This window comes from Neobacillus sp. YX16 (assembly GCF_030123505.1).
In the GTDB taxonomy this organism is placed as follows: Bacteria; Bacillota; Bacilli; order Bacillales; family Cytobacillaceae; genus Neobacillus.
In genome coordinates, this window is record NZ_CP126115.1 from 2,713,697 (window position 1) to 2,736,419 (window position 22,723).

Consider the following 22,723-nt stretch of genomic DNA (forward strand, 5'->3'; position numbering starts at 1 on the left):
CGGAACTTATATGGTATAATGTGATGCATTGTAAAAAATAGAAGGAAGGGTGCGGGATAGTGTTTAAAAGGTTTTTACAGTTTTGTTTCTTTTTGTTAGTAATTTTGTTTGGGTTCCCTATGCTTGGTTCTGCTGAGAAGATTGTAGTGGTTGATCCTGGTCATGGTGGGGCATTTACCGGTACATGTGGATATACACGTGAACCTGGAAAAGATTTATGTGAACGAGATGTCAATTTAAGTGTAGGTTTAAAGTTAAAAGAGGCATTAAAAGGGACAGGTATAAAGGTTTATCTGACGAGAGAATCAGATATCCATTTTGCTCCTTTTTTAAAGAACGCTAATGGAAGTTTAACTGGCGGAGACTATGATTTACGAATGAAAAAAGCCAATGGCTTTGCCAACGGAAACAATGATAACAGTATATTTGTATCTGTTCACCATAATGCTTCTCCTACTAGTACATATGTAAAGGGTTATGAAACTTATTATTATGATGGTGTGAAGCATGCTAAGCCTGAATATCCTCATGATCCATTGCAAATTAAATACTTACAGGATAGTAAGAGATTAGCAGAAATCACACATCCGAATGTGGTGAAGGATTTAGGTTTAATAGACCGAAGGATTCGTAGTGATCAAAGCTTTGTGGTGATTCGAAATGCACAAATGCCCTCTATATTAGTGGAATTAGGGTATATGACAAATCCACAAGAAGAGGCTAGAATCAAGACAACTGATTATCAAATAAAAGCGGCTCAGGCTTTAGCAAAAGGTATTGTCAATTATTTCAAAGTTTTTGAGGTTTATAGAGACAGTACAAAGTTAGCAACATTTAAATCGAAACAAGAAGCAATTAATTTTGCATCTAAACAAACTGGTAATATTAAAGTTTTTGATAAGGATCAACAATCTTACATTTGGGAGAATGCAAATTTCCAAGTATATCACAAAACAAATGGTCTACTAAAAAGCTTCGCTACGCAAGAGGACGCGATTGCGTTCGCAAAACAAAATGGAGAAACTAGAGTCGTTTTAAAAACAAATAACTTTACAATATGGTCAAACTTTCTTACTAAATTGTATGTGTTGACCGATATTAGTGAATCCTATTATCGCTATTATTACGATGTTGAAGAGGCCATCGCAGTTGCTTCACAGTCTATCAACAGAAAGGTCCTTAAAAAAGGGACTAACGATGTGATTTGGACTAATATTAGTGGTCTTGAAGTTACAAGGAAGATTGACTCAGAGAAAGTATATGGAATCGATCGATGGGAAACAGCAATTAATGTTTCAAAAGAGTTATACCCAAATGGTTTCTCAGCAGAAAAAGCTCAAAAAACGGTCATCCTTGCTACAGGGTTAAATCCTTGGGACGCATTGTCGGCTGCTTCACTATCGCCAGTGTATGATAACGCGCCATTATTACTGGCAAGAACAATTGAAAATCTCTTACCAGAATTGAAAAATGAGTTAGTTCGTCTTGGCGCTGAAAAAGTAATCATTGTCGGAGGAACTGGAATCGTTGGAAAATCCACAGAGGATGATATTAACGCATTAGGAATTTCAACAGAGCGTCTTAGTGGGATTAATCGTTATGAAACCAATCTACAAATTTTATCCAAATTAAAGAATGTAAGTGGTGTATTCTTAGCTTCAGGTGAAAGCTATGCAGATGCATTAGCAGCTGCACCAATTGCCGCAGCAAACAATTGGGCTATAGTATTAACACTACCTAACATGATCTTTCCAGATGCTTTTACTTTTATAAAAAATAAAGAGGTTGCGATCATAGGTGGTACTGGGGTTGTTAATCAACAAGTAGAAAATAAAGTTACAACGCAAAATGGTCAAAACTTAGTTCATCGATTAGGTGGACTAGACCGTTATGAAACAACAGCATCGATGTTATGGTATTTTAAAGATTTAATTAAATCAAATAAGGTTTATGTTACGACAGGAACCAATTTCCCAGATGCAATGGTTGCTGCACCTTTATCAATTAGTACGAAAGCTCCATTAATTCTTGTTAATGATGTTGTCAATAATGTAAATAAAAATATTGAAGCATTTTTAATGAAGTACGCAGAGGAAAATATAATTACCAATGTTGACATGATCGGTGGCAGGGTATCAGAGTCTGTACATGGAACAATTGTGAAAAAATTAAACTAATACTTAAAGCAAAACTCGGAATAAAACCCGAGTTTTGCTTTATCTTGAAAGGATGATATAGATGAGTAAATGGATCATTGTACTAGCCTCAATCACTTTTCTGCTAATGGGGTGTGCTAATGATTCTTCTAAGGAAGGTAGCACCGAAAAAATCGTAAAAGAAGAATCACACAATTCTCAAACCGAAATAACAGAAGAAACGAACGTAGAGGAAGCAGAAGACAAAGACATTGATATATCTATATCAAATCAAAGTCAAATAACATTTACTGACTATCGACCAAAGGCAGGAGCAACAAAACTTTTCTATGATCAAGGTACATTGATTTTTACAGAAAAAATAATTGCAGTAAATGATCAATATATCCAACGTGTAATAGAGTTAGGGAATGCAGTAACAGTCCAAGTGTTGAAATGGACTGAAGACGAAATAACAATTGTCTATGAGTCGTTTGAATCGGCAAACCCAACCGAAAATATACTTGATACCTTTACACCTAGCGAAAAAATACAGCCTATTGTAAACGCAAAAGGAAATAATGATATTAAAGTATTGGACACAAAGGCAAGTATAAAAATTCCTCATGGAAAATACAATCAAGTTTTGGTCGTAAAAAAGGCAACCCACGAAGTCGAAAATGCGGAGACTTTCCTTACTTATTACTTTGCACCTGGAGTGGGAATCATAAAAGAAAGTTATGAAATGACAGGTGAACAAGGGTATCAAACAGGTAGTGAATTACAGGAAATAAAATAAGCAAGACGAATAAATAAGATAATAGAAATTGGACGATGACAAGGCTGTCATCGTTTTTTTTTTTTTTGAAATCAAGTCGTTATTGTGGTTAATAAGTACATATTTAGTACCTTATGAAAATTATCTAGAGGAAATCATTCGAGGAGGAGGTACTAGTTAGTAAGTATTATCTTGAAGGCTTTTATGGGAAACATAGATGTATTATGTAAACTTATTTTTGCAATTATTGTGGGAAAAGTAAATATGTATACTTTGTGTATCTGTGAATTTTCAGTTAACAAGCCAAAATGGATTTTTTGAAGTAATCTGTAAGCATTAAGTATTAGGATAAAAGATAAAATATACTTGAATAAATTAAATGTTGAACCACGTCATATTGAAAAATTGAGTAGTTGTTAAAAAGAATCTTTCATTATACGTAATAAATAACCGTCCGTCAATATGTGTTAAGAATCATTGATGTGCATACATGAAAGACAAAAAATTATTTATTCGATAATGGATTTACATAAATATACTAGTAAAATATACTTGTTTTGAGGAGGGATTTTGTGGAAATGTATGATGCAAGCAGTGAAAAAAGAATCACCCTCGGGTAATGATCTTCCCGGAACGATACCCAAGGGTAAAGCTAGTTGAGTATACAACTTTATCGTTAGTATACTCTTATTCTTAAAAAAATCAATAACCACTATTAGAGAAGAGGGTAACTGATTTATGGATGTTAGAGATAAGCATTTACTTAATGAAAAGACTGTTCTAGTAACAGGAGAGTACAGTAAAAGAGGAGAATTATGGTCAAGAGTAATGGAAGGGCAAGAAACCTTCCTCGTGAAAAAGACACCAATAGCGGTAATCGAGGAAACATTATTGCATGTGGGCTCGGATTTCCTAGGAGCAAGACGTAGTTCTAAATATCTGCTTTCGCCGATAAGGATGCACCCTATTAGTGTAAATCCTCAAATGGGCATCTTATTGTTTCCAACAAAGAATATGAAGTGCCCTAACTGCATATGGTTTTCACTTATCCATGTAAAAACAACAAAGCGGGTTGGAGTCAATCAGACAAAAGTGTTAACGAGCTATGGTCACACAATCTTAATTGATATGACAGAAAGAGCCTTTCACACTAGACGTCATAAAGCTATTGAGCTTCAAGAAACCATTTCCAGAAATCTAAGATGTCCCATATTTTTCTATGTGGAACCAAAGACGAGCTATTATATTAGTAAAAAACAAAAAGAAAATAACTTTAGCCTTGAGAAAAAGTAATTCAATGAGAGCAGCTTCCTTATCGGAGGCTGCTCTTAAAATTAGGAAGTTTAGATTTACGGCGAACCAGAAGATCTAGACATGCTAATCCGACCCCCATTAATATCGGGAAAAACGTTAGCCCAATGGTCTGATCATACAACAAGAAGCCAAAAATATTAATCAGTTCAGCTAGAATCAATCCGAGTATAAAACCAGTAATAAAAATTTGTAGTGTCCTCATTCTAGACAAACCCTTTCACTCTTCACAAATCATTATCCCCTTTCAAAAATATATTCTAGTAACAGTTTAGCAATGAAACTAATGCTTCATAATGAGCCAAGGACGTAACTTTTTCTAAGTCTCTAGTCCTAAATGCAGAATTAGTCGTGGGAAAATACTCATTAAATGGATATTTAACCTAATTTGCTAAACACTAACTAAATATCAAACAGTTCAAGAAGCCCTACTAGGAGTTAAATCTAAATGAAAAGAAATTTTTTAAAAAGTAATAAACGTTTCAAATTTGAAACAAGTAAAGAAATTTTTGATGAAGAAACATTTAAAAAGGATGATTCTTTCTCTGGGGATTTAGCTAGTGATGAGAAAATTATTAAAAAGCTCTATAATTTTCCGCAAAATATAGATTTTAAGGTGAGGCAATTAACAATCCCGATGATGGGAAAAGAAGGTGCTATTTTTTATATTCCATCATTGACCGATGTGAAAATGGTTGACGAGCATACTCATACACGGGGATCATTCGGCAAAAGAAGTAGCATTAATTATAAGTGCCAGTGCGATAAATGAGGAGAAAAGCTTAAACAAAGCGATAGAAGAATTAAATACTGGAAATACCTTACTGATTATTGATGGTGAATCACTGTGCTATGTGATTAATACGAGTACGGCGGCCGGTAGAAGTGTTGAAAAACCACAAAATGAAACAACATTATTTGGTCCAAAGGAAGCATTTGTTGAAAGAGCAGATATAAATATTTCCCTAATCCATAAAAAAATTAGAACGGAGGACTTTACAGTTGAAAAAATGGTGATTGGTGAGCGCTCACATAATGAAGTGTTTATTATTTATAACAAAAAGCTAGCAGGCGAAAGGGTTTTAAAGGAAGTAAAGGAGAGGATTGGGGCTGTTCAGAGGGACGCAGTACAAAATCTAAGCCTTCTCATCCAGCATATTGAGGACAAGAAAGCTAGCTTATTTCCGACCATTTTACTGACCGAAAGACCTGATAGAGCTGCTTCTTTCATTGAGGATGGCCATGTGATTGTGGTCATGAACAATTCACCATTTGCAGTGGTTGCCCCCGCGACCTTTTGGGCTTTTTACCATTCTGCAGACGATCATTACTTAAGGTTTATTTATGGTAACTTTACACGGTTCCTCCGGATGGCAGCAATGTTTATTACATTATTCACCCCGTCAATCTATATAGCGATTACGAACTATCACATAGAAATGCTGCCGCCAGATTTATTATTAGCCATTGCAGGTGCAAGGGAGATGGTGCCATTTCCTGCCATTCTGGAACTCTTGATGATGGAACTTGCCTTTGAATTAATAAGAGAAGCGGGAATACGTGTACCCACTCCAATCGGACCAACCATTGGTATTGTTGGGGCTTTGATACTAGGGCAGGCAGCAGTTGAAGCCAATGTCGTCAGTCCTATTGTAGTAATCGTTGTTGCACTCACAGGTCTGTCTTCATTTGCAATAAGTGATGTAAATTTAAATTATGCGATAAGGATTGCAAGATTTGGATTTCTCCTAGCTGCCAGCATTTTTGGGATATTTGGGATGGTAGGAATTTTTTTAAGCGGCTTATTTTATCTAACGACTATAAAATCGTTTGGTGTTCCCTATTTTGCACCGTTAACTCCAAAATACAAATCTTCTGACGACACATTATTCCGTAGGATTTTAACGAATGAGCGATTTAGACCTGCTTTTGTAAAAACAAAAGATTTAACAAAGAAGCCAGTTAAAAACGAGTGAAATAGGGTGGTGAAGGTATGGTGAAGGTAGAAAAGGATCTGGTGGGGGGCAGGGAGTTCTTTGCGATAGTCGTATTTATGATTGCTACAAAAGCTACCGATATGACCGCAACAACTATTTTCGATATAACCCAAAATGCCTCCTGGATGGTCATCATTTGTTCTTTTTTAATCATCCTGCCTTCCTTACTGGCCCTGAATTTTCTGCTGAAAAAATTTCAAGACAAACACCTATTGGAGATTACTCAAGCTGCGTTTGGAAAGTGGATTACCTTTATCATTGGGTTCGTATTATTCTTAATTATATTATTAAATACCTCCTTTGAAACAAGGAGTTATACGGACCAATTAATGACCATGAATTTTCCCAAAACACCAACGTTTATTCTTTATCTCCTCTTTTTACTGATTTGCTTAGGCGGTGCAAAGAAGGGCTGGGAATCAATCGGATCTGTGGCATGGATGGTCTTTCCCTATGTTACCTTTGCATTAGTTCTGCTCGTTCTTTTACTCACAAAGGATAATGTATTAAATCGGATTTTTCCGTTATTTGGTCCGGGTAAATGGGAAATAGCAAAGACGAGCTTTAAATATGTTTCACTTTATGGAGATGGAATGGTCATTGCGATGATGTACCCATTGGTAAAAGACCATAAAACGTATACCAAAAGTCTATTTGGAGCGCTAATTTATTCGGTTTTCATCCTGGCAATACTTTATCTTTCCTATGCACTATTATTCGATTATCGAAGTGTAGGAAAAATAACATACCCTTTTAATGAGGCAATTCGATTGGTATCGATAGGGAAAGTGATTACAAACATTGAAACCTTTTTCTTAACCTTCTGGTTATTAACAGTGATTGTGAAATTCTCCGTATACATTTATTTGGTTAGTAGAGTCTTTGGATTTGTGTTTCATATTGAAGAATTCGAGCACACTCTCATTCCCATCACCATATTGATTCTGCTAATTGGCTTATTGCCGGAGAACCAAGTAGAAAACATTTTTGTAATGCGTAATCAAATCTTGACCTACGGGAAATATCTTATGCTGTTTCTGCCAATGCTCCTTGTGATTGTTATCAAGTTAAGAGAGGTGGTCAAGGGTTGAGATTATTAGTTATTCTCATCTTAGTCTGTCTACTAACGGGGTGCTGGGATCGAAAAGAATTAGAGCAAATGTCCTATGCAACAGCAATAGGATTGGATATTCCAGAAGGTGTTAATTTAAACGAAATGCAAGCTGTGGACGTCACTTTTCAATTTTCGAATCCCAAACTCAATATTAGAGGAGCAACAGGACAAGTGGATAAAGGCGAAAAAAATATTATTACTCTTACCGCACCTGACTTTATCACAGCCAAAAACATGGCAAACTCATTTGTGACCCGGCAAATTTCATTTAGTCATGCCAAAACGATTGTGGTTTCGGAGGAATTAGCAAAATCAGATATGTTTTTAAGGTTCATTGGTACGGCCTTAAAGGAAAGAGAGGTAAGAAGAGAAACTAGCATTATTGTTTCAGAGGGCAAAGCAGCTGAATTTATTCGTAAAAACAAACCAGAAATGATGATTCGACCCCACAAATACTATCAATTTATTATCGATCGCTCAGTTGAAACAGGTTTAGTGCCTGAAGCAACCATTAACCGATTATTTGCGATTACAGATGGGGATGCAGATTTATTCTTAGCCATCTCTGGGTCAGTAAGCGAAAAAAGAGAAGGCAGTTCCTTTAGGGAAGAAGACCAATATATTGCAGGCTCTGTTCCGAAAAAAGGAGGAAATCCTGTTCAGTTGATAGGATCAGCGGTTTTTAAAGAAGGAAAAATGATTGGGAAACTAACAGGGGAAGAGACAAGGGTCACACTCCTACTTGATAATACCTCAAGGATAGAAGATATGTTTGTGAGTTTTAATGATCCCGTAGAAAAGAAATACAAAGTTGCCGTTCGGGTGAAGAAAAAAACAGCTACAGATATAAAAATTAAATTGAGAAAAGGTCCTCCAAAAATTAATGTAAAGGTCCCCCTTGAAATTGAACTTTTATCCGTTCCGAGTATGGTTGATTATGCGGGTGATATGAAAAAACAAATGATCTTGAAAAAATGGATTGCAAAGGAAATTGAAAACAATATGATCCCACTGGTGGAAAAAACACAGAAGGAATTTAAATCGGAGCCCTTTTACTGGTCGTTAGCTGTAAGGCCATTATTCAGTACAACAAAAGCATACGAAGAATGGGATTGGACGAATAAAAATTACCCATTTGCCGACATAACAATTGATGTTCAGGTCGATATTATTGGATTCGGCAAGCAGCTGAAGGAATCTGAAATGGAAAAGGTGAAGGATTAATGAGGATGATATTTTGGGCAGTTATCCTCTTTGGCGGAGCGTATAGCTTTCTCCATGCTTATTTTTTATTTAAGGATAAAAATAAAATAGGCGCATTCGGCATATCACTAGTTGGTTCAGTCATATTGATTCTTACATTTTTAGTTAGATTGAAATAAAACAGAGATCCTATGGGATTTCTGTTTTTTATTCTTGTTTAGTAAAGGGAACGAAGGAATAAAATTGGTAAAATGGTAAAAATTATTAAGTAGGAGGTGTGAGTTTGTCCTTATTTCGAACAAAGAAACGCAGTATCAAAAAACCACAATTGTTAACTCCAAGTAAACTGGTAGAGGAAAAGGGCAGCACACCAACTTCTAGCTCTTTAATAGAGACGGAGAAGGCAGTAAAAGAAATTCTTGGTGTTAATGGAGATTTGCAAATAAAACATTTTAAAATTTTTGGTCAATTTTCAGCAGCGTGCGTATACCTTTCAAGTTTAGTTAATCAGGATGTAATTAATCAGGATATTTTAAAGCCATTAATGTATGAACCTGAGCATTTAATGGGCAGGGAAAAACCCCTTAACAATATAATCAATCTCATTATAACTGAGACTATTTACCATAGTCAGGCGAAGGTTGGTGAAAGCGTAGATCAATTAATTGAGTTGATGTTACGCGGGGAAACTGTCATTTTTATTGATGGAATTAAGGAAGCCATTCATATTGGAACACGGAAGGTAGAAAAAAGAGCCATTGCCCAACCAGAAACCGAACAAGTTATTTTAGGACCACGGGAGGGTTTTATCGAAAATATCTCTACCAATATTTCCTTACTTAGATATCGACTGCCAACACCAGATTTTCAAGTGAAAACGATGAAAATCGGGCGCTTAACTAAATCAACAGTGGCAATTTGTTATCTGAAAGGAATAGCAAATGAGACGGTTATCGAGGAAGTGGAAAAAAGGCTCTCAGAGATTGACATTGATGCCATTCTTGATGTTGGGTATCTAGAACAATTTATTGAAGATAATCCTTTTTCACCATTTCCTCAGACCCAATCGACAGAAAGACCAGATAAAACTGTCGCCAATTTAGTAGAAGGGAGAGTTGCTATTCTTGTCGACGGATCTCCTTTTTCTATAATGGTACCTGTTGTTTTTAATCAATTTTACCAAACCACCGAGGACTACTCTTCAAGATTCTTAATGGGGAGTTTTGTGAGGCTGGCCCGTATGCTGGCGTTAGTATTTTCTTTAATATTTCCTTCTCTTTATGTTTCGCTTATTTCCTTTAATCCTGAGTTGCTGCCAACAGAATTTGCAGTGGCGGTGGCAGGAGGACGAGCCGGAGTTCCGTACCCGGCAGTAATCGAAGTTTTGATTATCGAAATCTCGATGGAAATCCTAAGAGAAGCTACCGTTCGGCTGCCAAAACAAGTAGGGGGAGCATTATCGATAGTCGGCGTGCTAGTCATTGGCCAGGCCGCTGTTGAGGCAGGATTGTCTAGTCCAATAACAGTTGTTGTTATTGCCTTAACCACAATTGGCTCCTTTGCAACACCAACGTATACAGCTGCGTTCGCACTGCGAATGCTAAGATTCCCCATCATGATCTTAGCTGGGATTTTTGGATTATTCGGCGTAATGGTTGGAGTCATCTTTATCTTTAATCACATGCTATCCTTAAAATCATTTGGTGTTCCGTATATGGCACCTGTTTCTCCAGAGAATTATCAAGGAATGAAGGATGTTATTATCCGAAGCCCACTATGGTGGATGCCAAAAAGACCTGGATTTCTTCAGCCTGCCAATCAAAATCGATTGAGTCAAAATGATAATAAGATTTTAGAGCACAATAAAGTTGGAAATGATCAGCGGGAGGATACATGAAATGGGGGATCCAAGGGAGATCACAACACTTCAAGCAACAACCATCTTAATTAGTACCATTATTGGGGTAGGCGTACTTCCCTTACCGTTGTTTGCAGTTAGAGCCGGTGAAACAAGTGCCCCGTTTGTAACCTTAATAGGTATTTTACTGGCATCAATTGGATTATTTATTCTTACCTTCCTTGGGATGCGGCACCCGCAAAAAACAATCATTACTTATAGCCAGGATATTATTGGTAAATGGCTGGGAAAGACTTTCAGTGTTTTTGTTATCTTCTTCTTTGTTATCTTAACCAGCTTGGCGGCTCGGGAATTTGGTGCGGTTGTCGTAACGGCTGTTTTAAGAGAAACACCATTGGAGGTCTCCGTCATTGTCATGCTTTTACTGGCATCCATTAGTTGTAGGAATAATATCAATGTCTTTTCCTACATACACAATTTTTATGTACCTATGTTATTGGCACCTGTATTAATTGTTGTTGCATTTTCATTAAAGAATGCCAATCTCTTATATTTGCGTCCGATATTTTTAGGGAATGATCTTCAAGGTATGGCGGGTGGAATGCTGACCATTTCAGCGTTATTTCAGGGTTCGTTTATTATCACCATGATTATCCCCTCCATGAAATCACCAAAAAAAGCTCTAAAAGCAAGCTTTTGGGGTATTTTGGTTTCAGGTGGATTGTATTTATTAATTGTGATCGCTACTGTGGCTATATTTGGACCGGAAGAAATTAAACAAATTTTTTGGCCGACACTAGAGCTGGCTAGAACAACTGCTATACCTGGAAACATACTTCAAAGATTAGATATTATCTTCTTAGCTGTTTGGGTTTTGGCTGTATTTACTACTATATTTTCAAGTTACTACTTTACGATCCATTCCATTAAGGAACTTTTCCAACTAAAGGACCATAAAATGCTTTCCTATTTTATCCTGCCTTTTGTGTTTTTTTTGGCAATGTTACCTCAAAACATATTACATATGTATGAGATTATCCAATATATCGGAAGAGCAGGCTTGCTAATTACGATTATGTATCCAGCATTTCTATTAACAATAGATTTCCTCAGAAGTTGGAGGAGAAAAAAATATGTGGAAAAATCAACGTGAGTTACAAGCTGTAATCCTTTTGTTAGCTCTTTTGCCATTACTTTCAGGCTGCTGGGACAGTCAAGAAATAGAACAGAGAGCGAATGTTTTAGCGATTGGAATTGATATAGCGAATGAAGAAGATAGAAAGCAGGAAGATGAAATCTCACATTTGAGTAAGAAGTTTCAGATTCCAGACGAAGAAATGATCAAGGTTACTGCGCAAATTGCTATTCCAGGCAGAATACCTCTGGGTCCACAGCAACCAGGGGGTTCTGTAAAGCCGGTTTTGGTTGTAGAAACTGTAGGTCATACCTTAGAGGATGCTATGTTAAATTTACAGCAGGAGGTAGCGGATGAAGTATTTCTAGGACATTTACGTGTAATGGTCCTTAGTGAAGAAATAGCAAGAAAAGGAACAGCCAGGTTTAATGATTTTCTTAGACGCAATCCCGAAATTCGCAGAACCACAGCTTTGGTCGTATCAAAAGAACCTGCTGCAAAATATATGAATTTAAATCCAGAGCTGGAACGTATTCCATCCTTATATTTGGCAGACATTGTTGACAATTTATCGGCAATAGGAAAATTTCCACCCTCTTTCATTGGTTTATTTTGGACCATATACTCTAGTAAAGGTCAGGATCCCTACCTGCCATATTTAGCACTAAAAGGAAAATCTACTATTCAACTTAATGGTCTTGCTTATTTCAATGATGATAAGATGGTTGGAAAGACAACTCCTTTGGAAATAGGAATCTTTATGGCCGTAAGAGGGATCAGCAGAGGAGGGTATGGTGCGTTTGTTGAAGTGCCTGGGGAGGATGAATCTGTTTTGGTAAGGGCTGTCAGCAGGAAAACCAAGACGAAGGTCACGCTTAAAAATGGCCGACCACATGTCTCAGTCAAAATCCAGTATGAAGCTGAGATAGATGAAAAAGAAAGTGCAAGTATCCAACTCTCTAATTCTGCTGTCCTAAAAAAAATTGAAGAGGAAGCATCAAAAAGCATTAAAAAATCGATTGAGAAATTAATTGTAAAAACGCAAAAATCAAAATCGGATATTTTTGGGTTTGGTGAACATTTTCGAGCTAAAATACCAGAATATTGGAACAAAAACATTAATACAAAAGATAAATGGGAAGAAATTTATCAGACTGTTACGTTTGATATAAAGGTTGATTCCCATATTCATCGAGTAGGAATGAAATCTAAATAAGGATCGAAGGAGAATGCTTCTTGTATATCGGCTATTTGAATTTCGTGATTGGCATATGCTGGGTGACAGGAATGCTTATTCTTTTGACAGATGTAAAGGCGTATCAACATGCCTCTCTGAAAAAAGAACAAAAAGTGTCCAAATTTTTAGGATGGGTTAATATTTCAATTGGCTTTGGATTAATTGCAGCAGATTTCATATACACACGATTCATGTGGTGATACTGTTTTTGGACTTCATTTTTGAGGTCCTATTTTTATAGATTTTTATTTTAATGTATCCGTTAACACTCTTATTAAATATGGGTTTAAAGGTGCTTTAATAGATTAAAGTGTTGAAATAATGTGTTAGATAACCTTCCAAACTCATGTTAATAAAGCTGTCGCAATGTTATAAATAATTCAGACAATTTAAATCAAACAAGGAAGGTGTTCGCATGATAAAACAAAAGCTAGTTCTTATAGGCAATGGAATGGCAGGGGTTAGAGCCATAGAAGAAGTGTTGAAAATCAACCCAGATGGTTTTGAAATTACGATTTTTGGCACAGAGCCCTATCCGAATTATAATCGAATTCAGTTATCTAAGGTACTTCAGGGAGGTACTTCGGTAAGTGACATAACTTTGAATGAATGGGAATGGTACGAAGATAACAAGATCCGATTTTATCCTGGAGAGAGTGTTACATCCATTAACACAAAAACACAAAGTGTGAGCACTGATAAAGGACGAATAGAGTCCTATGATCAATTAATAATTGCGACTGGATCTAACCCATTCATGCTTCCGTTACCTGGAGCAGATAAGGAAGGGGTTAAGGCGTTTCGGAATATAAAAGACTGCGAAGAAATGATTGAATATTCAAAAATATATAAAAAGGCAGCTGTGATTGGCGGTGGACTGCTAGGCTTGGAAGCAGCAAGAGGGCTCCTTAACCTTGGGATGGAGGTAGATGTCATTCATATTTATGATTACTTAATGGAGCGTCAATTAGATCGAAGTGCAGGGAAGTTACTGCAAGCAGAATTAGAGAAACAGGGCATGAACTTTATTTTACAAAAAAATACCGCAGAAATTACCGGCAGAAAACATGTAACAGGATTAAAGTTTTCTGATGGCAGTAAAATTAAAGCTGATTTAGTAGTAATGGCTGTTGGAATAAAGCCGAATGTCGCTTTAGCCCAAGAAGCTGGATTACCCGTTAACCGCGGAATCTTAGTTAATGATTATTTAGAAACAGAAATTCCGAATGTGTTTGCTGTTGGGGAATGTGCCGAGCATCGCGGAATTGCTTATGGATTAGTAGCACCGTTATACCAACAAGGACAAGTGTTAGCAAAAAGACTCTGTGGGATACAGGATGAAGGCTACCAAGGGTCAGTCCTTTCGACTCAATTAAAGGTTTCAGGTGTTGATGTTTTCTCAGCAGGGAAAATCAATGAGGATGAGGGTACAAAAGTATATAAAACCTACGATGATTGGCATGGTATTTATAAAAAGGTCTTAATTGAAGATGGGAAAATTGCCGGAGCTGTCTTGTTCGGTGATACGAAGGATGGAAACAAGTTATTTAATTTCATCAAAACAGGAGCGCGCATTGAGGAATATTTACAGTCTGCACAAAGTGTTGAGTCTGAAGAAAATGTGGCTGCCAGCATGTCAGATGAAGAGCTCATTTGCGGCTGTAACGGTGTCACAAAAGGAAGTATTGTAGAAGCGATAAAAGCCAATGGATTAACAACCTTTGACCAGGTGAAAGGCTGTACCAATGCATCTCGATCGTGCGGGGGCTGTAAATCGCTTGTTTCTGATTTGCTAGCTTGTACACTTGGTGATCAATATCAGGCAGACCAAAAGGAAGCAATCTGCAGCTGTACAACATTATCAAGAGATGAGGTCTTGGCTGAAATTCGTGAAAAAGGACTGACACATATTCGAGAGGTAATGAACGTACTGCAGTGGAACACAGATGGATGTTCGAAATGTAAACCAGCTCTAAATTATTACCTTGGAATGATAGATCCATTGAAATACCAGGATGAGCGGGAAGCCAGGTATGTCAATGAAAGAATGCATGCCAATATCCAAAAAGACGGTACTTATTCCGTCGTTCCAAGGATGTATGGCGGCGTTACTACTTCAGAAGATTTACGAAAAATTGCCGATGTCGCGGATAAATATAAGGTTGGCATGATTAAGGTTACTGGTGGTCAACGAATCGATTTACTTGGTGTATATAAGGAAGACCTGCCAAAGATTTGGTCAGAACTGGATATGCCATCGGGGTCTGCTTACTCGAAAGGACTTCGCACGGTAAAAACATGTGTAGGGGAAAATTATTGCCGTTTTGGCACCCAGGATTCAATTGGGATGGGAATCAGATTAGAAAAGAAATTTGAAGGCTTAAACACTCCTCATAAAGTGAAAATGGCTGTGTCCGCCTGTCCGCGTAACTGTGCAGAAAGCGGAATTAAGGATGTAGGAATTGTCGGTGTTGAGGGTGCTTGGGAAATGTATGTCGGCGGCAACGGCGGGACCCATCTTCGTGAAGCCAATCTGTTATTCAAGTTTAAAAATGGGGATGAACTGGTAGAGATGATTGGAGCGTTCCTCCAATATTATCGTGAATCAGCTAAATATTTAGAGAGAACCTCTGCCTGGGTGGAGCGCTTAGGGATAGACCATATAAGAGAGGTATTGTCAGATGAGTTTATGGTGAAGGAATACAACAATCGAATCGATGAGGCTTTATCTGTGGTGCAAGACCCATGGAAGGAAGCGATTAACAATAAGAATCTCTTAAGAGATCTATATCAAACTGTAAAAATATGACGAGGGGGAGCTGGAGTTATGGAAAAAACAGTACGCAGCGTGTTTATCGGAGAAGTTTGTGACCTGCCTCAAAAGTTAGGTAAAACCGTAACCATCGGAAGGAAGGAAATCGCAGTTTTTAAATTGGAAAATGGGGAAATTCGAGCCATTGAGAACCGTTGTCCCCATAAAGGCGGGGTCCTCGCAGAAGGAATACTAAGCGGAGAATACGTATTTTGTCCGATGCACGATTGGAAAATCAATGTAAAGGACGGTAAAGTCCAGTCGCCGGATGTAGGATGTGTTCAGTCATATCCGGTTGAAGTAAAAGGAGATCAAGTATATATCTTAATCAGCAAATAGATAGTGTGGAGAAAAGAATAGGCAAATGGCAAAAGGAGTTTGGGAGGTTCATAGTGACCGAACCAGTAGAGAGAAAGTGGTTTGGGTCACTAATAAACAGTTCATTTTGGTGAAACTCTATATCTAATAATTAGGGGAGTGAAAGAGGGTGGCGATTGTAAGTCCTAATCAAGTTGTAGAGAGTATGATTCAGGCAGGTGAAGGTAAGGCGAAATTACCTATTAAGGATTTGCTCATTCGGGGAGCACTAGGCGGAGCTTTGCTCGGGTTTGGCACGACTTTAGCTTTTACAGCTGAGGTTCAGACAGGACTTGGAATAGTGGGTGCTCTGCTTTTTCCAGCCGCCTTTGTAATAATCATTCTACTTGGGTTGGAATTGGTTACTGGTAGTTTTGCACTTATTCCTGTTGCGGTGATGGCGAAAAAAGCTACAGCTGCACAAATGATGAAAAATTGGTTTTGGGTCATTATTGGGCATGTGCTAGGAGCTGTTATGTATGCCATTCTATATATCATTGCAGTCACACAGCTCGGACTGGTCAACGATCATGCTGTGGCTACAAAAATACTCGCAGTGGCCGAAGCCAAAACATTAGGATATAAAAGTCTTGGTGCAGAAGGGTTCCTGGTCGTTTTTGTAAAAGCGATGCTCTGTAATTGGATGGTAACTCTTGGTGCGGTAATGGCTATGACCACAAAGTCGGTAATTGGAAAAATCGCAGCAATGTGGCTTCCAATATTAATCTTTTTTGCTCAAGGCTTTGAACACGCAGTGGTAAACATGTTTGTGATTCCAGCTGGAATCATACTTGGTGCGGATGTTACGATCACAGATTGGTGGGTATGGAATCAAATTCCTGTGCTAATTGGAAATTTAGTCAGCGGTGTTCTTTTTACAGGAATGGCGCTCTATTACACTCATAAAAAGGCAGAATCCATAATAATTCTAGAACTGCCACAAACAAAGGCAGCGGTACCGAGTACACAGCGTTAAGTTGGAGGGATGATAATGGGGAAGGCGTATATCGTTGGAGCAGGTCCTGGTGATCCTGATTTAATAACAGTTAAAGCGTTAAGATGTATTCAGAAAGCAGACGTGATACTTTATGACCGGCTGGTTAATCCAGAGCTCTTAAAGGAAGCGAAACGGGATTGCCACCTCATTTATTGTGGTAAAAAACCGAATTACCATACACTTCAGCAAGAAACCATTAATCATCTTTTAGTCAAATACACGAAACAGGGGAAAAATGTTGTTCGATTAAAAGGTGGAGATCCTTTCGTATTTGGACGCGGGGCAGAGGAAGTAGAAGCTTTAGTTGAACATGGACTGCCAGTCGAGGTAGTTCCAGGGATAACGGCAGGAGTAGCCGCTCCTGCTTATGCTGGAATTCCAATTACTCATCGTGAATTAGGAAGCTCTTTTGCGATCGTAACGGGGCACAAGCCAAAGGGGAAACCTACCGACATAAATTGGAAGAGTCTAGCAACAGCTGTTGATACACTGGCAATCTACATGGGAATGACAAATCTACCATATATTTGCGAGGAATTAATGAAGCATGGTAAAAAAGCGGATACCCCTATTGCCATCATACAGCAAGGGACAACAAGTGCACAGCGTACGGTAACAGGAACGCTGAGTTCTATTGTAGGCATAGTCAAAAAAGAAGAAATTCAAAATCCTGCTATGATCGTTGTTGGAGAAGTCGTCACCTTCCGTGATAAACTAAGATTACTAGAAGAAGGAGAGAAGGCGGAACGTTATGCAACAATGGCTTAAAGAGGTAGCAAGAGGAAAAAGAGGTTCTAAAGACTTAGATTATCATCAAACAAAGGAAGTCGCCCAAGCAATTATAAATGGGGATGCGACAGATGCTCAAATAGCTGCTTATCTAATTGCACTACGTTTAAAATCGGAGTCGCCTGAAGAACTGCTTGCATTTGTCCATGCCTTTGGTGATCACAGTGAAAAGTTAGAATCGACCCAGCAGTCAATCATTGATCTGGCTAGTCCTTATAATGGTAGAAACACTTTTATGGGGAGCATCCCGACTGCTATTTTAATGGCTGAACATGGTTTGCCGGTATTTTTACATGGGAGTGATGCCCTACCGCCAAAATATGGTGTCGCAATGAAGGAGATTCTGGCACGAATAGGCGTTGATATATCTCTAAATGCTGCTAGTTTGTTAAAGACAATAACAGAAGCAGGAATTGCTTTTGCTTCAACCGAAGAATTCTCTAATAGTTTAGGGAAACTGCGGAAAATCCGCAAAGAGCTTGGGGTCAGAACTCTCCTTAATACAGTTGAGAAATTATTGAATTTAGCGAATGCGGAATCCATAATGATGGGGGCTTATCATCGAACAGCGATTAATAAAATTGCTCCTATATTCAAAGGACTGTCCTATAAAAATGTTTATGTGGTTCAAGGAATGGAAGGGTCGGAAGATTTACCTGTTCATCGCAATAGCTTTATTTTTAAAATAACAGAAAATGAGATGGAGTCTTCCATTGTGAACCCAGAGGAATTTGGATTATTGGCACCTGAAATGGATAAAGATATCAAACTTACAGCAAAAGAACAATCAGATATTACAATGGCGATACTAAGCGGAGAGAATTCAAAAATACTTCAATACTATTATAATCAAGTAGTATTTAATACGGGAATACGTTATTACCTGTTCGGTGCTGCTGCTAGTATTGGAGAAGGGATAGAAATCACGAAAGAACAGATTAGAGAACAAAAAGGTCTGCGGCAATTGGAAAAATGGAAAACTACTCAGACTAAAAATGTTAATACCCTATAACCAAATGAAAAGCGTCATGGAAGGCATCACCTTCTATGACGTTTTTTTAATAAATAATTGTGACAAATTAATTTTTCTAAATTTTATATATTTTTATTTACATAAATCCTATTGGTATGGTAGGATTAGTCTCAGCAAATACCATATATCTTATCAAGAGTGGCTGAGGGACTGGTCCTGTGAAGCCCGGCAACCTGTTGTGCAAGGTGCTAATTCCAGCAAAATGATCTTCATTTTGGGAGATAAGGCGTTAAACAAACGTGAGATGCCTTCCTTTTTTTGGGAAGGTTTTTTTTATGGAAAAAGGAGGATTTTAGTAATGACTACACTGGTTACGTATAAAAAATGGAATCAAATATCCGATACGTTTCCTATCGAGGATAGTACGAAAGGAGCAAAATCGGTATTGGAATGGGCATACAGCTCTTATCCAGATGAACAAATTGTCTATGCGTCCAGTTTTGGTGCTGAAGCGATAGTATTAATTGACCTCATCCAACAAGTTAAACCAGACGCGCATATCGTATTCTTAGATACTGGCTTACACTTTCCGGAAACATATGAGGTTATTAACAAAATCGAAGAGCGTTTTCCTTCATTAAAGATTGAGCGAAAACTGCCAAAGCTATCCTTAGATGAACAACGCGAGCAATATGGGTCAGCACTATGGAAGAGGGAGCCCAACCAATGCTGTAATATCCGCAAAGTCATACCATTAAGGGAGACACTAACGGCAAAGCAAGCATGGATCTCAGGGCTTCGCCGAGAACAATCACCCACTAGAGCAAACACTCAATTTCTCAATAAAGATGAGAAGTTTCAGAATATTAAAATCTGTCCGCTTATTCACTGGACATGGGATGAAGTTTGGGCCTATATCAAGGAAAAAGACCTCCCTTACAATGCCTTGCATGATCAAAATTACCCTAGTATCGGCTGTTTTCCTTGTACGCAGCCTGTTTCGGCAGATGGTGATTCACGTGAAGGACGCTGGGTGGGAAGCGGAAAGACGGAGTGTGGCTTACACACATCCTAAAAGGGGGCTTTTAGTTTGCTCACGATTATTGCAGTTATAATTGGATTATTTTTTGCCATCAATATTGGTGCTAGTGGTGCAGCAGCTTCGATGGGGATCTCTTACGGAGCCGGAGTGGTTAAGAAGAAACTCGCATTGTTATTGTGTGGTGTTACCGTATTCTTTGGTGCTTGGCTAGGCGGCGGAGAAGTAGTTAAAACAATTGGCAGCGGGATTGTCCCAAGTAGTACATTTAGCGTGCCAATTGCTCTTATTGTTTTAGCTTCTGCTGCGTTAGCGTTATTTTTAGCAAATATTTTCGGGATTCCACTTTCAACAAGTGAAGTAGCAGTAGGATCGGTAGTAGGTGCCGGCATTGTCTACCAATCAGTATTTGTCGGCAGTTTGGCATGGATTATGGTCTTTTGGCTGCTTACTCCATTTGCAGCATTTGTGATTGCTATTCTAGCTGCGAATCTATTAAAAAATAAAACTTTGAAGCGCTGGATGGAAGCACCGAAGGCCGTTCCAATCCTTTCCGTTCTTGTCGTATGTATGGGGTTATTTGAAGCTTTCTCAGCAGGGATGAACAATGTGGCAAATGCGGTTGGACCGCTAGTCGGTGCTGAAATTATGTCGACAAGTGCCGGCATTTTCTGGGGCGGGCTTTGTGTTGCATTAGGTGCCATCCTGTTAGGACAACGTGTTCTTGAAACAAACGGTAAGAAAATTACCACTCTCCGTTTGGAAGAGGGATGTGTTATTTCTGGAACGGGAGCAGCCATTGTCACCGTAGCTTCTGTATTCGGGATTCCGGTCCCGCTTACTCAAATCACAACATCTTCGATTATCGGAATCGGCTTTGCCAAGCATGGAAAGTCTGTCTTAAAAAAGGATATAGTGGTTCAGCTTCTTACTGTGTGGATCGTATCTCCTGTATTATCGATGGTGCTTTCTTACACACTTATCCAATTGCTGATAGAGCATAACTTCTATCCAATTGTTGCGATGGCAGGTGTCTTAATCTCCGTATTCGGTGTAATGTCACTTATGAAAAAATCGAACCAAGCGGTGACAGAAGTTGCTGAAAAATAGCTTGGTAGTTTCAATGATTTAAATCTCTTTTTTCCGAAGAGTTTAATAATAAAAATTAAATTACATGAAGAAAGGTTTGATTCTGTTGTCATTTTTACCAACACCTCATGGAGGAAAACTAATCCAAGCATTTGATCCAAACTATGATGTTACATCCATCGTAAAAGAACTTGAAATCGACGCCATTGCCCTAAGTGATCTTGAGTTAATCGGTGTTGGGTTATTTAGTCCGCTAACCGGTTTCCTTGGGAAAGCTGATTATGAAAACGTAGTGGAGAATATGCGTCTTAGTGATAATACGATTTGGTCTATTCCGGTTACGCTTCCTGTTTCCAATGAAACAGCAGCGACACTTGAAGTTGGGGAGAAAATCAAGCTAGTTTTTAACAAAGAGGTATACGGGGTAATTACCGTATCAGAATGGTATGAACCGAACCTAGATAAGGAAGCAGTAGAGGTATATAAAACACTTGAAACAGCTCACCCAGGAGTTAAGCGTCTATATGAAAGAGGACCTGTCTATGTGGCTGGTGAAGTAACTCTTATTAAGAAACCAGAAAAAGGTGTCTTCAGTGATGTTTGGTTTGAACCAAAGGAAACACGTGCATTGTTTGAAGAAAAAGGCTGGAAAACGGTGGTCGGCTTCCAAACAAGAAATCCAATTCACCGTGCCCATGAGTACATTCAAAAAGCTGCACTTGAAACAGTTGATGGACTTTTCGTGAACCCGCTTGTTGGGGAAACGAAATCTGACGACATCCCAGCAGATGTTCGCCTAAAAAGCTATCGTGTCCTTCTTGAAAATTATTACCCAAGAGAACGTGTTCAGCTTGGTGTCTACCCAGCAGCAATGAGATATGCAGGACCAAGAGAAGCGATTTTCCATGCGATTGCCCGTAAGAACTTTGGCTGCACGCATTTTATTGTTGGCCGTGACCATGCAGGTGTAGGTAATTATTATGGTACGTACGATGCTCAATTAATATTTAATGAATTCCCTGAAGGGGAGCTTGGTATTAAACCATTATTTTTTGAACATAGCTTCTATTGCACGAAATGTGAAGGAATGGCTTCTGATAAAACTTGCCCGCATAGCAATGAAGATCGAGTAATTCTATCTGGAACAAAAGTACGGGAATTGCTTCGCGCAGGACAGCTTCCTCCATCCACTTTCAGCCGTAAAGAGGTTGTTGAAGTGTTGATTGAAGGCATGAAAGAAGAGACCACGGTTTAAGGAGGAGAAAACTTTTGACAAAAGCAACTAATATTACATGGCACGCTAGTACAGTTACCAAATCCGACCGTCATGCCCAAAATGGTCATGGAAGCTGTGTACTGTGGTTTACAGGACTTTCTGGTTCTGGGAAATCGACGATTGCGAACGCCGTATCGAGCGCTTTGTATCGTCAGGGGATTAACGAATATGTTCTAGATGGTGATAATATCCGCCATGGATTAAACAAGGATCTCGGTTTTTCTGACCATGACCGTACAGAGAATATCAGAAGAATTGGTGAGGTTGCCAAATTATTTGTAGATAGTGGTGCAGTCGTGACTACCGCCTTTATATCACCATTTCGTTCCGATCGCGACCAAGTCCGAGCCATTTTTGGAGAAGGCGAGTTCATTGAGGTTTTTGTAGATTGTCCTCTTGACGAATGTGAAAAACGTGATCCGAAGCAGCTATATGCAAAGGCCCGACGTGGGGAAATAAAGGATTTTACAGGGATTGATTCTCCTTATGAAGCACCGGTATTTCCAGAAATAACGGTCCGCTCTGATTTATTAACAGTAGAAGAAGCGGTAAATCAAATTTTCAGTTACCTCCAAGAAAAAAACATACTATAATTTGAATCGGAAAGAAAGGATGGTTGATCA

22 protein-coding genes and 1 riboswitch are annotated in these 22,723 nt (G+C 38.5%); of the genes, 21 read left to right on the plus strand and 1 reads right to left on the minus strand.

What is annotated here, in order from left to right:
- Positions 1 to 92: 92 nt before the first annotated feature.
- From QNH48_RS12940 to QNH48_RS12950, 3 genes are all read left to right on the plus strand, one after another.
- A complete protein-coding gene (locus tag QNH48_RS12940; RefSeq protein WP_283955274.1) occupies positions 93 to 2,177 on the plus strand; it encodes a cell wall-binding repeat-containing protein in 2,085 nt (694 codons plus the stop codon).
- A 61-nt stretch (positions 2,178 to 2,238) separates the two neighbouring features.
- Positions 2,239 to 2,934 (plus strand): hypothetical protein, encoded by a 696-nt coding sequence (locus QNH48_RS12945; RefSeq protein ID WP_283955275.1) that lies wholly within the window; start codon positions 2,239 to 2,241, stop codon positions 2,932 to 2,934.
- A gap of 717 nt (positions 2,935 to 3,651) precedes the next feature.
- On the plus strand, positions 3,652 to 4,206 hold the full coding sequence (locus QNH48_RS12950; protein WP_283955276.1) for a competence protein ComK: 555 nt from the start codon (positions 3,652 to 3,654) through the stop codon (positions 4,204 to 4,206).
- A gap of 19 nt (positions 4,207 to 4,225) precedes the next feature.
- Here the strand turns inward: QNH48_RS12950 and QNH48_RS12955 are convergent, their stop codons facing one another.
- On the minus strand, positions 4,226 to 4,429 hold the full coding sequence (locus tag QNH48_RS12955; protein WP_283955277.1) for a DUF5957 family protein: 204 nt from the start codon (positions 4,427 to 4,429) through the stop codon (positions 4,226 to 4,228).
- Between the two features lie 243 nt (positions 4,430 to 4,672).
- Here QNH48_RS12955 and QNH48_RS12960 point away from each other — a divergent pair, with 243 nt between their 5' ends.
- From QNH48_RS12960 to cysC, 18 genes are all read left to right on the plus strand, one after another.
- Complete coding sequence (locus QNH48_RS12960; protein ID WP_283955278.1) at positions 4,673 to 4,996, plus strand: hypothetical protein; 324 nt, start codon at positions 4,673 to 4,675, stop codon at positions 4,994 to 4,996.
- Entirely contained in the window at positions 4,920 to 6,200 is a 1,281-nt protein-coding gene (locus QNH48_RS12965; protein ID WP_283955279.1) for a spore germination protein, read from the plus strand. Before QNH48_RS12960 ends, QNH48_RS12965 begins: the two co-directional genes overlap by 77 nt.
- Before the next feature lie 17 nt (positions 6,201 to 6,217).
- On the plus strand, positions 6,218 to 7,312 hold the full coding sequence (locus QNH48_RS12970; RefSeq protein ID WP_283955280.1) for a GerAB/ArcD/ProY family transporter: 1,095 nt from the start codon (positions 6,218 to 6,220) through the stop codon (positions 7,310 to 7,312).
- Positions 7,309 to 8,559, plus strand: a complete 1,251-nt coding sequence (locus tag QNH48_RS12975) for a Ger(x)C family spore germination protein (protein WP_283955281.1) — start codon at positions 7,309 to 7,311, stop codon at positions 8,557 to 8,559. The genes QNH48_RS12970 and QNH48_RS12975 overlap by 4 nt, the downstream gene beginning before the upstream one ends.
- Positions 8,559 to 8,717 (plus strand): hypothetical protein, encoded by a 159-nt coding sequence (locus QNH48_RS12980; protein ID WP_283955282.1) that lies wholly within the window; start codon positions 8,559 to 8,561, stop codon positions 8,715 to 8,717. The genes QNH48_RS12975 and QNH48_RS12980 overlap by 1 nt, the downstream gene beginning before the upstream one ends.
- Positions 8,718 to 8,821: 104 nt before the next feature.
- The gene (locus tag QNH48_RS12985; RefSeq protein ID WP_481858473.1) at positions 8,822 to 10,435 is read left to right on the plus strand and encodes a spore germination protein; all 1,614 of its coding nucleotides are present in this window, start codon (positions 8,822 to 8,824) and stop codon (positions 10,433 to 10,435) included.
- 1 nt (position 10,436) lies between these two features.
- On the plus strand, positions 10,437 to 11,549 hold the full coding sequence (locus QNH48_RS12990; protein ID WP_283955283.1) for a GerAB/ArcD/ProY family transporter: 1,113 nt from the start codon (positions 10,437 to 10,439) through the stop codon (positions 11,547 to 11,549).
- Positions 11,530 to 12,747, plus strand: a complete 1,218-nt coding sequence (locus QNH48_RS12995; RefSeq protein WP_283955284.1) for a Ger(x)C family spore germination protein — start codon at positions 11,530 to 11,532, stop codon at positions 12,745 to 12,747. Before QNH48_RS12990 ends, QNH48_RS12995 begins: the two co-directional genes overlap by 20 nt.
- A 20-nt stretch (positions 12,748 to 12,767) precedes the next feature.
- Positions 12,768 to 12,968 carry a CLC_0170 family protein gene (locus QNH48_RS13000; protein WP_133368356.1) on the plus strand — a complete coding sequence of 67 codons (201 nt, stop codon included), beginning with the start codon at positions 12,768 to 12,770 and terminating at the stop codon, positions 12,966 to 12,968.
- A gap of 215 nt (positions 12,969 to 13,183) precedes the next feature.
- On the plus strand, positions 13,184 to 15,577 hold the full coding sequence (nirB, locus tag QNH48_RS13005; protein WP_283955285.1) for a nitrite reductase large subunit NirB: 2,394 nt from the start codon (positions 13,184 to 13,186) through the stop codon (positions 15,575 to 15,577).
- Between the two features lie 18 nt (positions 15,578 to 15,595).
- Positions 15,596 to 15,919, plus strand: coding sequence for a nitrite reductase small subunit NirD (gene nirD / locus QNH48_RS13010; protein WP_283955286.1), 324 nt, complete (start codon positions 15,596 to 15,598; stop codon positions 15,917 to 15,919).
- A 148-nt stretch (positions 15,920 to 16,067) separates the two neighbouring features.
- The gene (locus QNH48_RS13015) at positions 16,068 to 16,913 is read left to right on the plus strand and encodes a formate/nitrite transporter family protein (protein ID WP_283955287.1); all 846 of its coding nucleotides are present in this window, start codon (positions 16,068 to 16,070) and stop codon (positions 16,911 to 16,913) included.
- A gap of 15 nt (positions 16,914 to 16,928) precedes the next feature.
- Entirely contained in the window at positions 16,929 to 17,702 is a 774-nt protein-coding gene (cobA, locus tag QNH48_RS13020) for a uroporphyrinogen-III C-methyltransferase (RefSeq protein WP_283955288.1), read from the plus strand.
- Complete coding sequence (locus tag QNH48_RS13025) at positions 17,686 to 18,735, plus strand: anthranilate phosphoribosyltransferase (RefSeq protein WP_283955289.1); 1,050 nt, start codon at positions 17,686 to 17,688, stop codon at positions 18,733 to 18,735. The genes cobA and QNH48_RS13025 overlap by 17 nt, the downstream gene beginning before the upstream one ends.
- Before the next feature lie 147 nt (positions 18,736 to 18,882).
- A riboswitch (SAM riboswitch) is annotated at positions 18,883 to 18,984 on the plus strand.
- 70 nt (positions 18,985 to 19,054) lie between these two features.
- On the plus strand, positions 19,055 to 19,771 hold the full coding sequence (locus tag QNH48_RS13030) for a phosphoadenylyl-sulfate reductase (protein ID WP_283955290.1): 717 nt from the start codon (positions 19,055 to 19,057) through the stop codon (positions 19,769 to 19,771).
- Positions 19,772 to 19,786: 15 nt separating this feature from the next.
- Positions 19,787 to 20,845, plus strand: a complete 1,059-nt coding sequence (locus QNH48_RS13035) for a sulfate permease (RefSeq protein ID WP_283955291.1) — start codon at positions 19,787 to 19,789, stop codon at positions 20,843 to 20,845.
- 64 nt (positions 20,846 to 20,909) lie between these two features.
- A complete protein-coding gene (gene sat / locus QNH48_RS13040; RefSeq protein WP_133368349.1) occupies positions 20,910 to 22,079 on the plus strand; it encodes a sulfate adenylyltransferase in 1,170 nt (389 codons plus the stop codon).
- A 14-nt stretch (positions 22,080 to 22,093) separates the two neighbouring features.
- Positions 22,094 to 22,693, plus strand: coding sequence for an adenylyl-sulfate kinase (gene cysC, locus QNH48_RS13045; protein ID WP_283955292.1), 600 nt, complete (start codon positions 22,094 to 22,096; stop codon positions 22,691 to 22,693).
- The last annotated feature ends 30 nt before the right edge of the window (positions 22,694 to 22,723 follow it).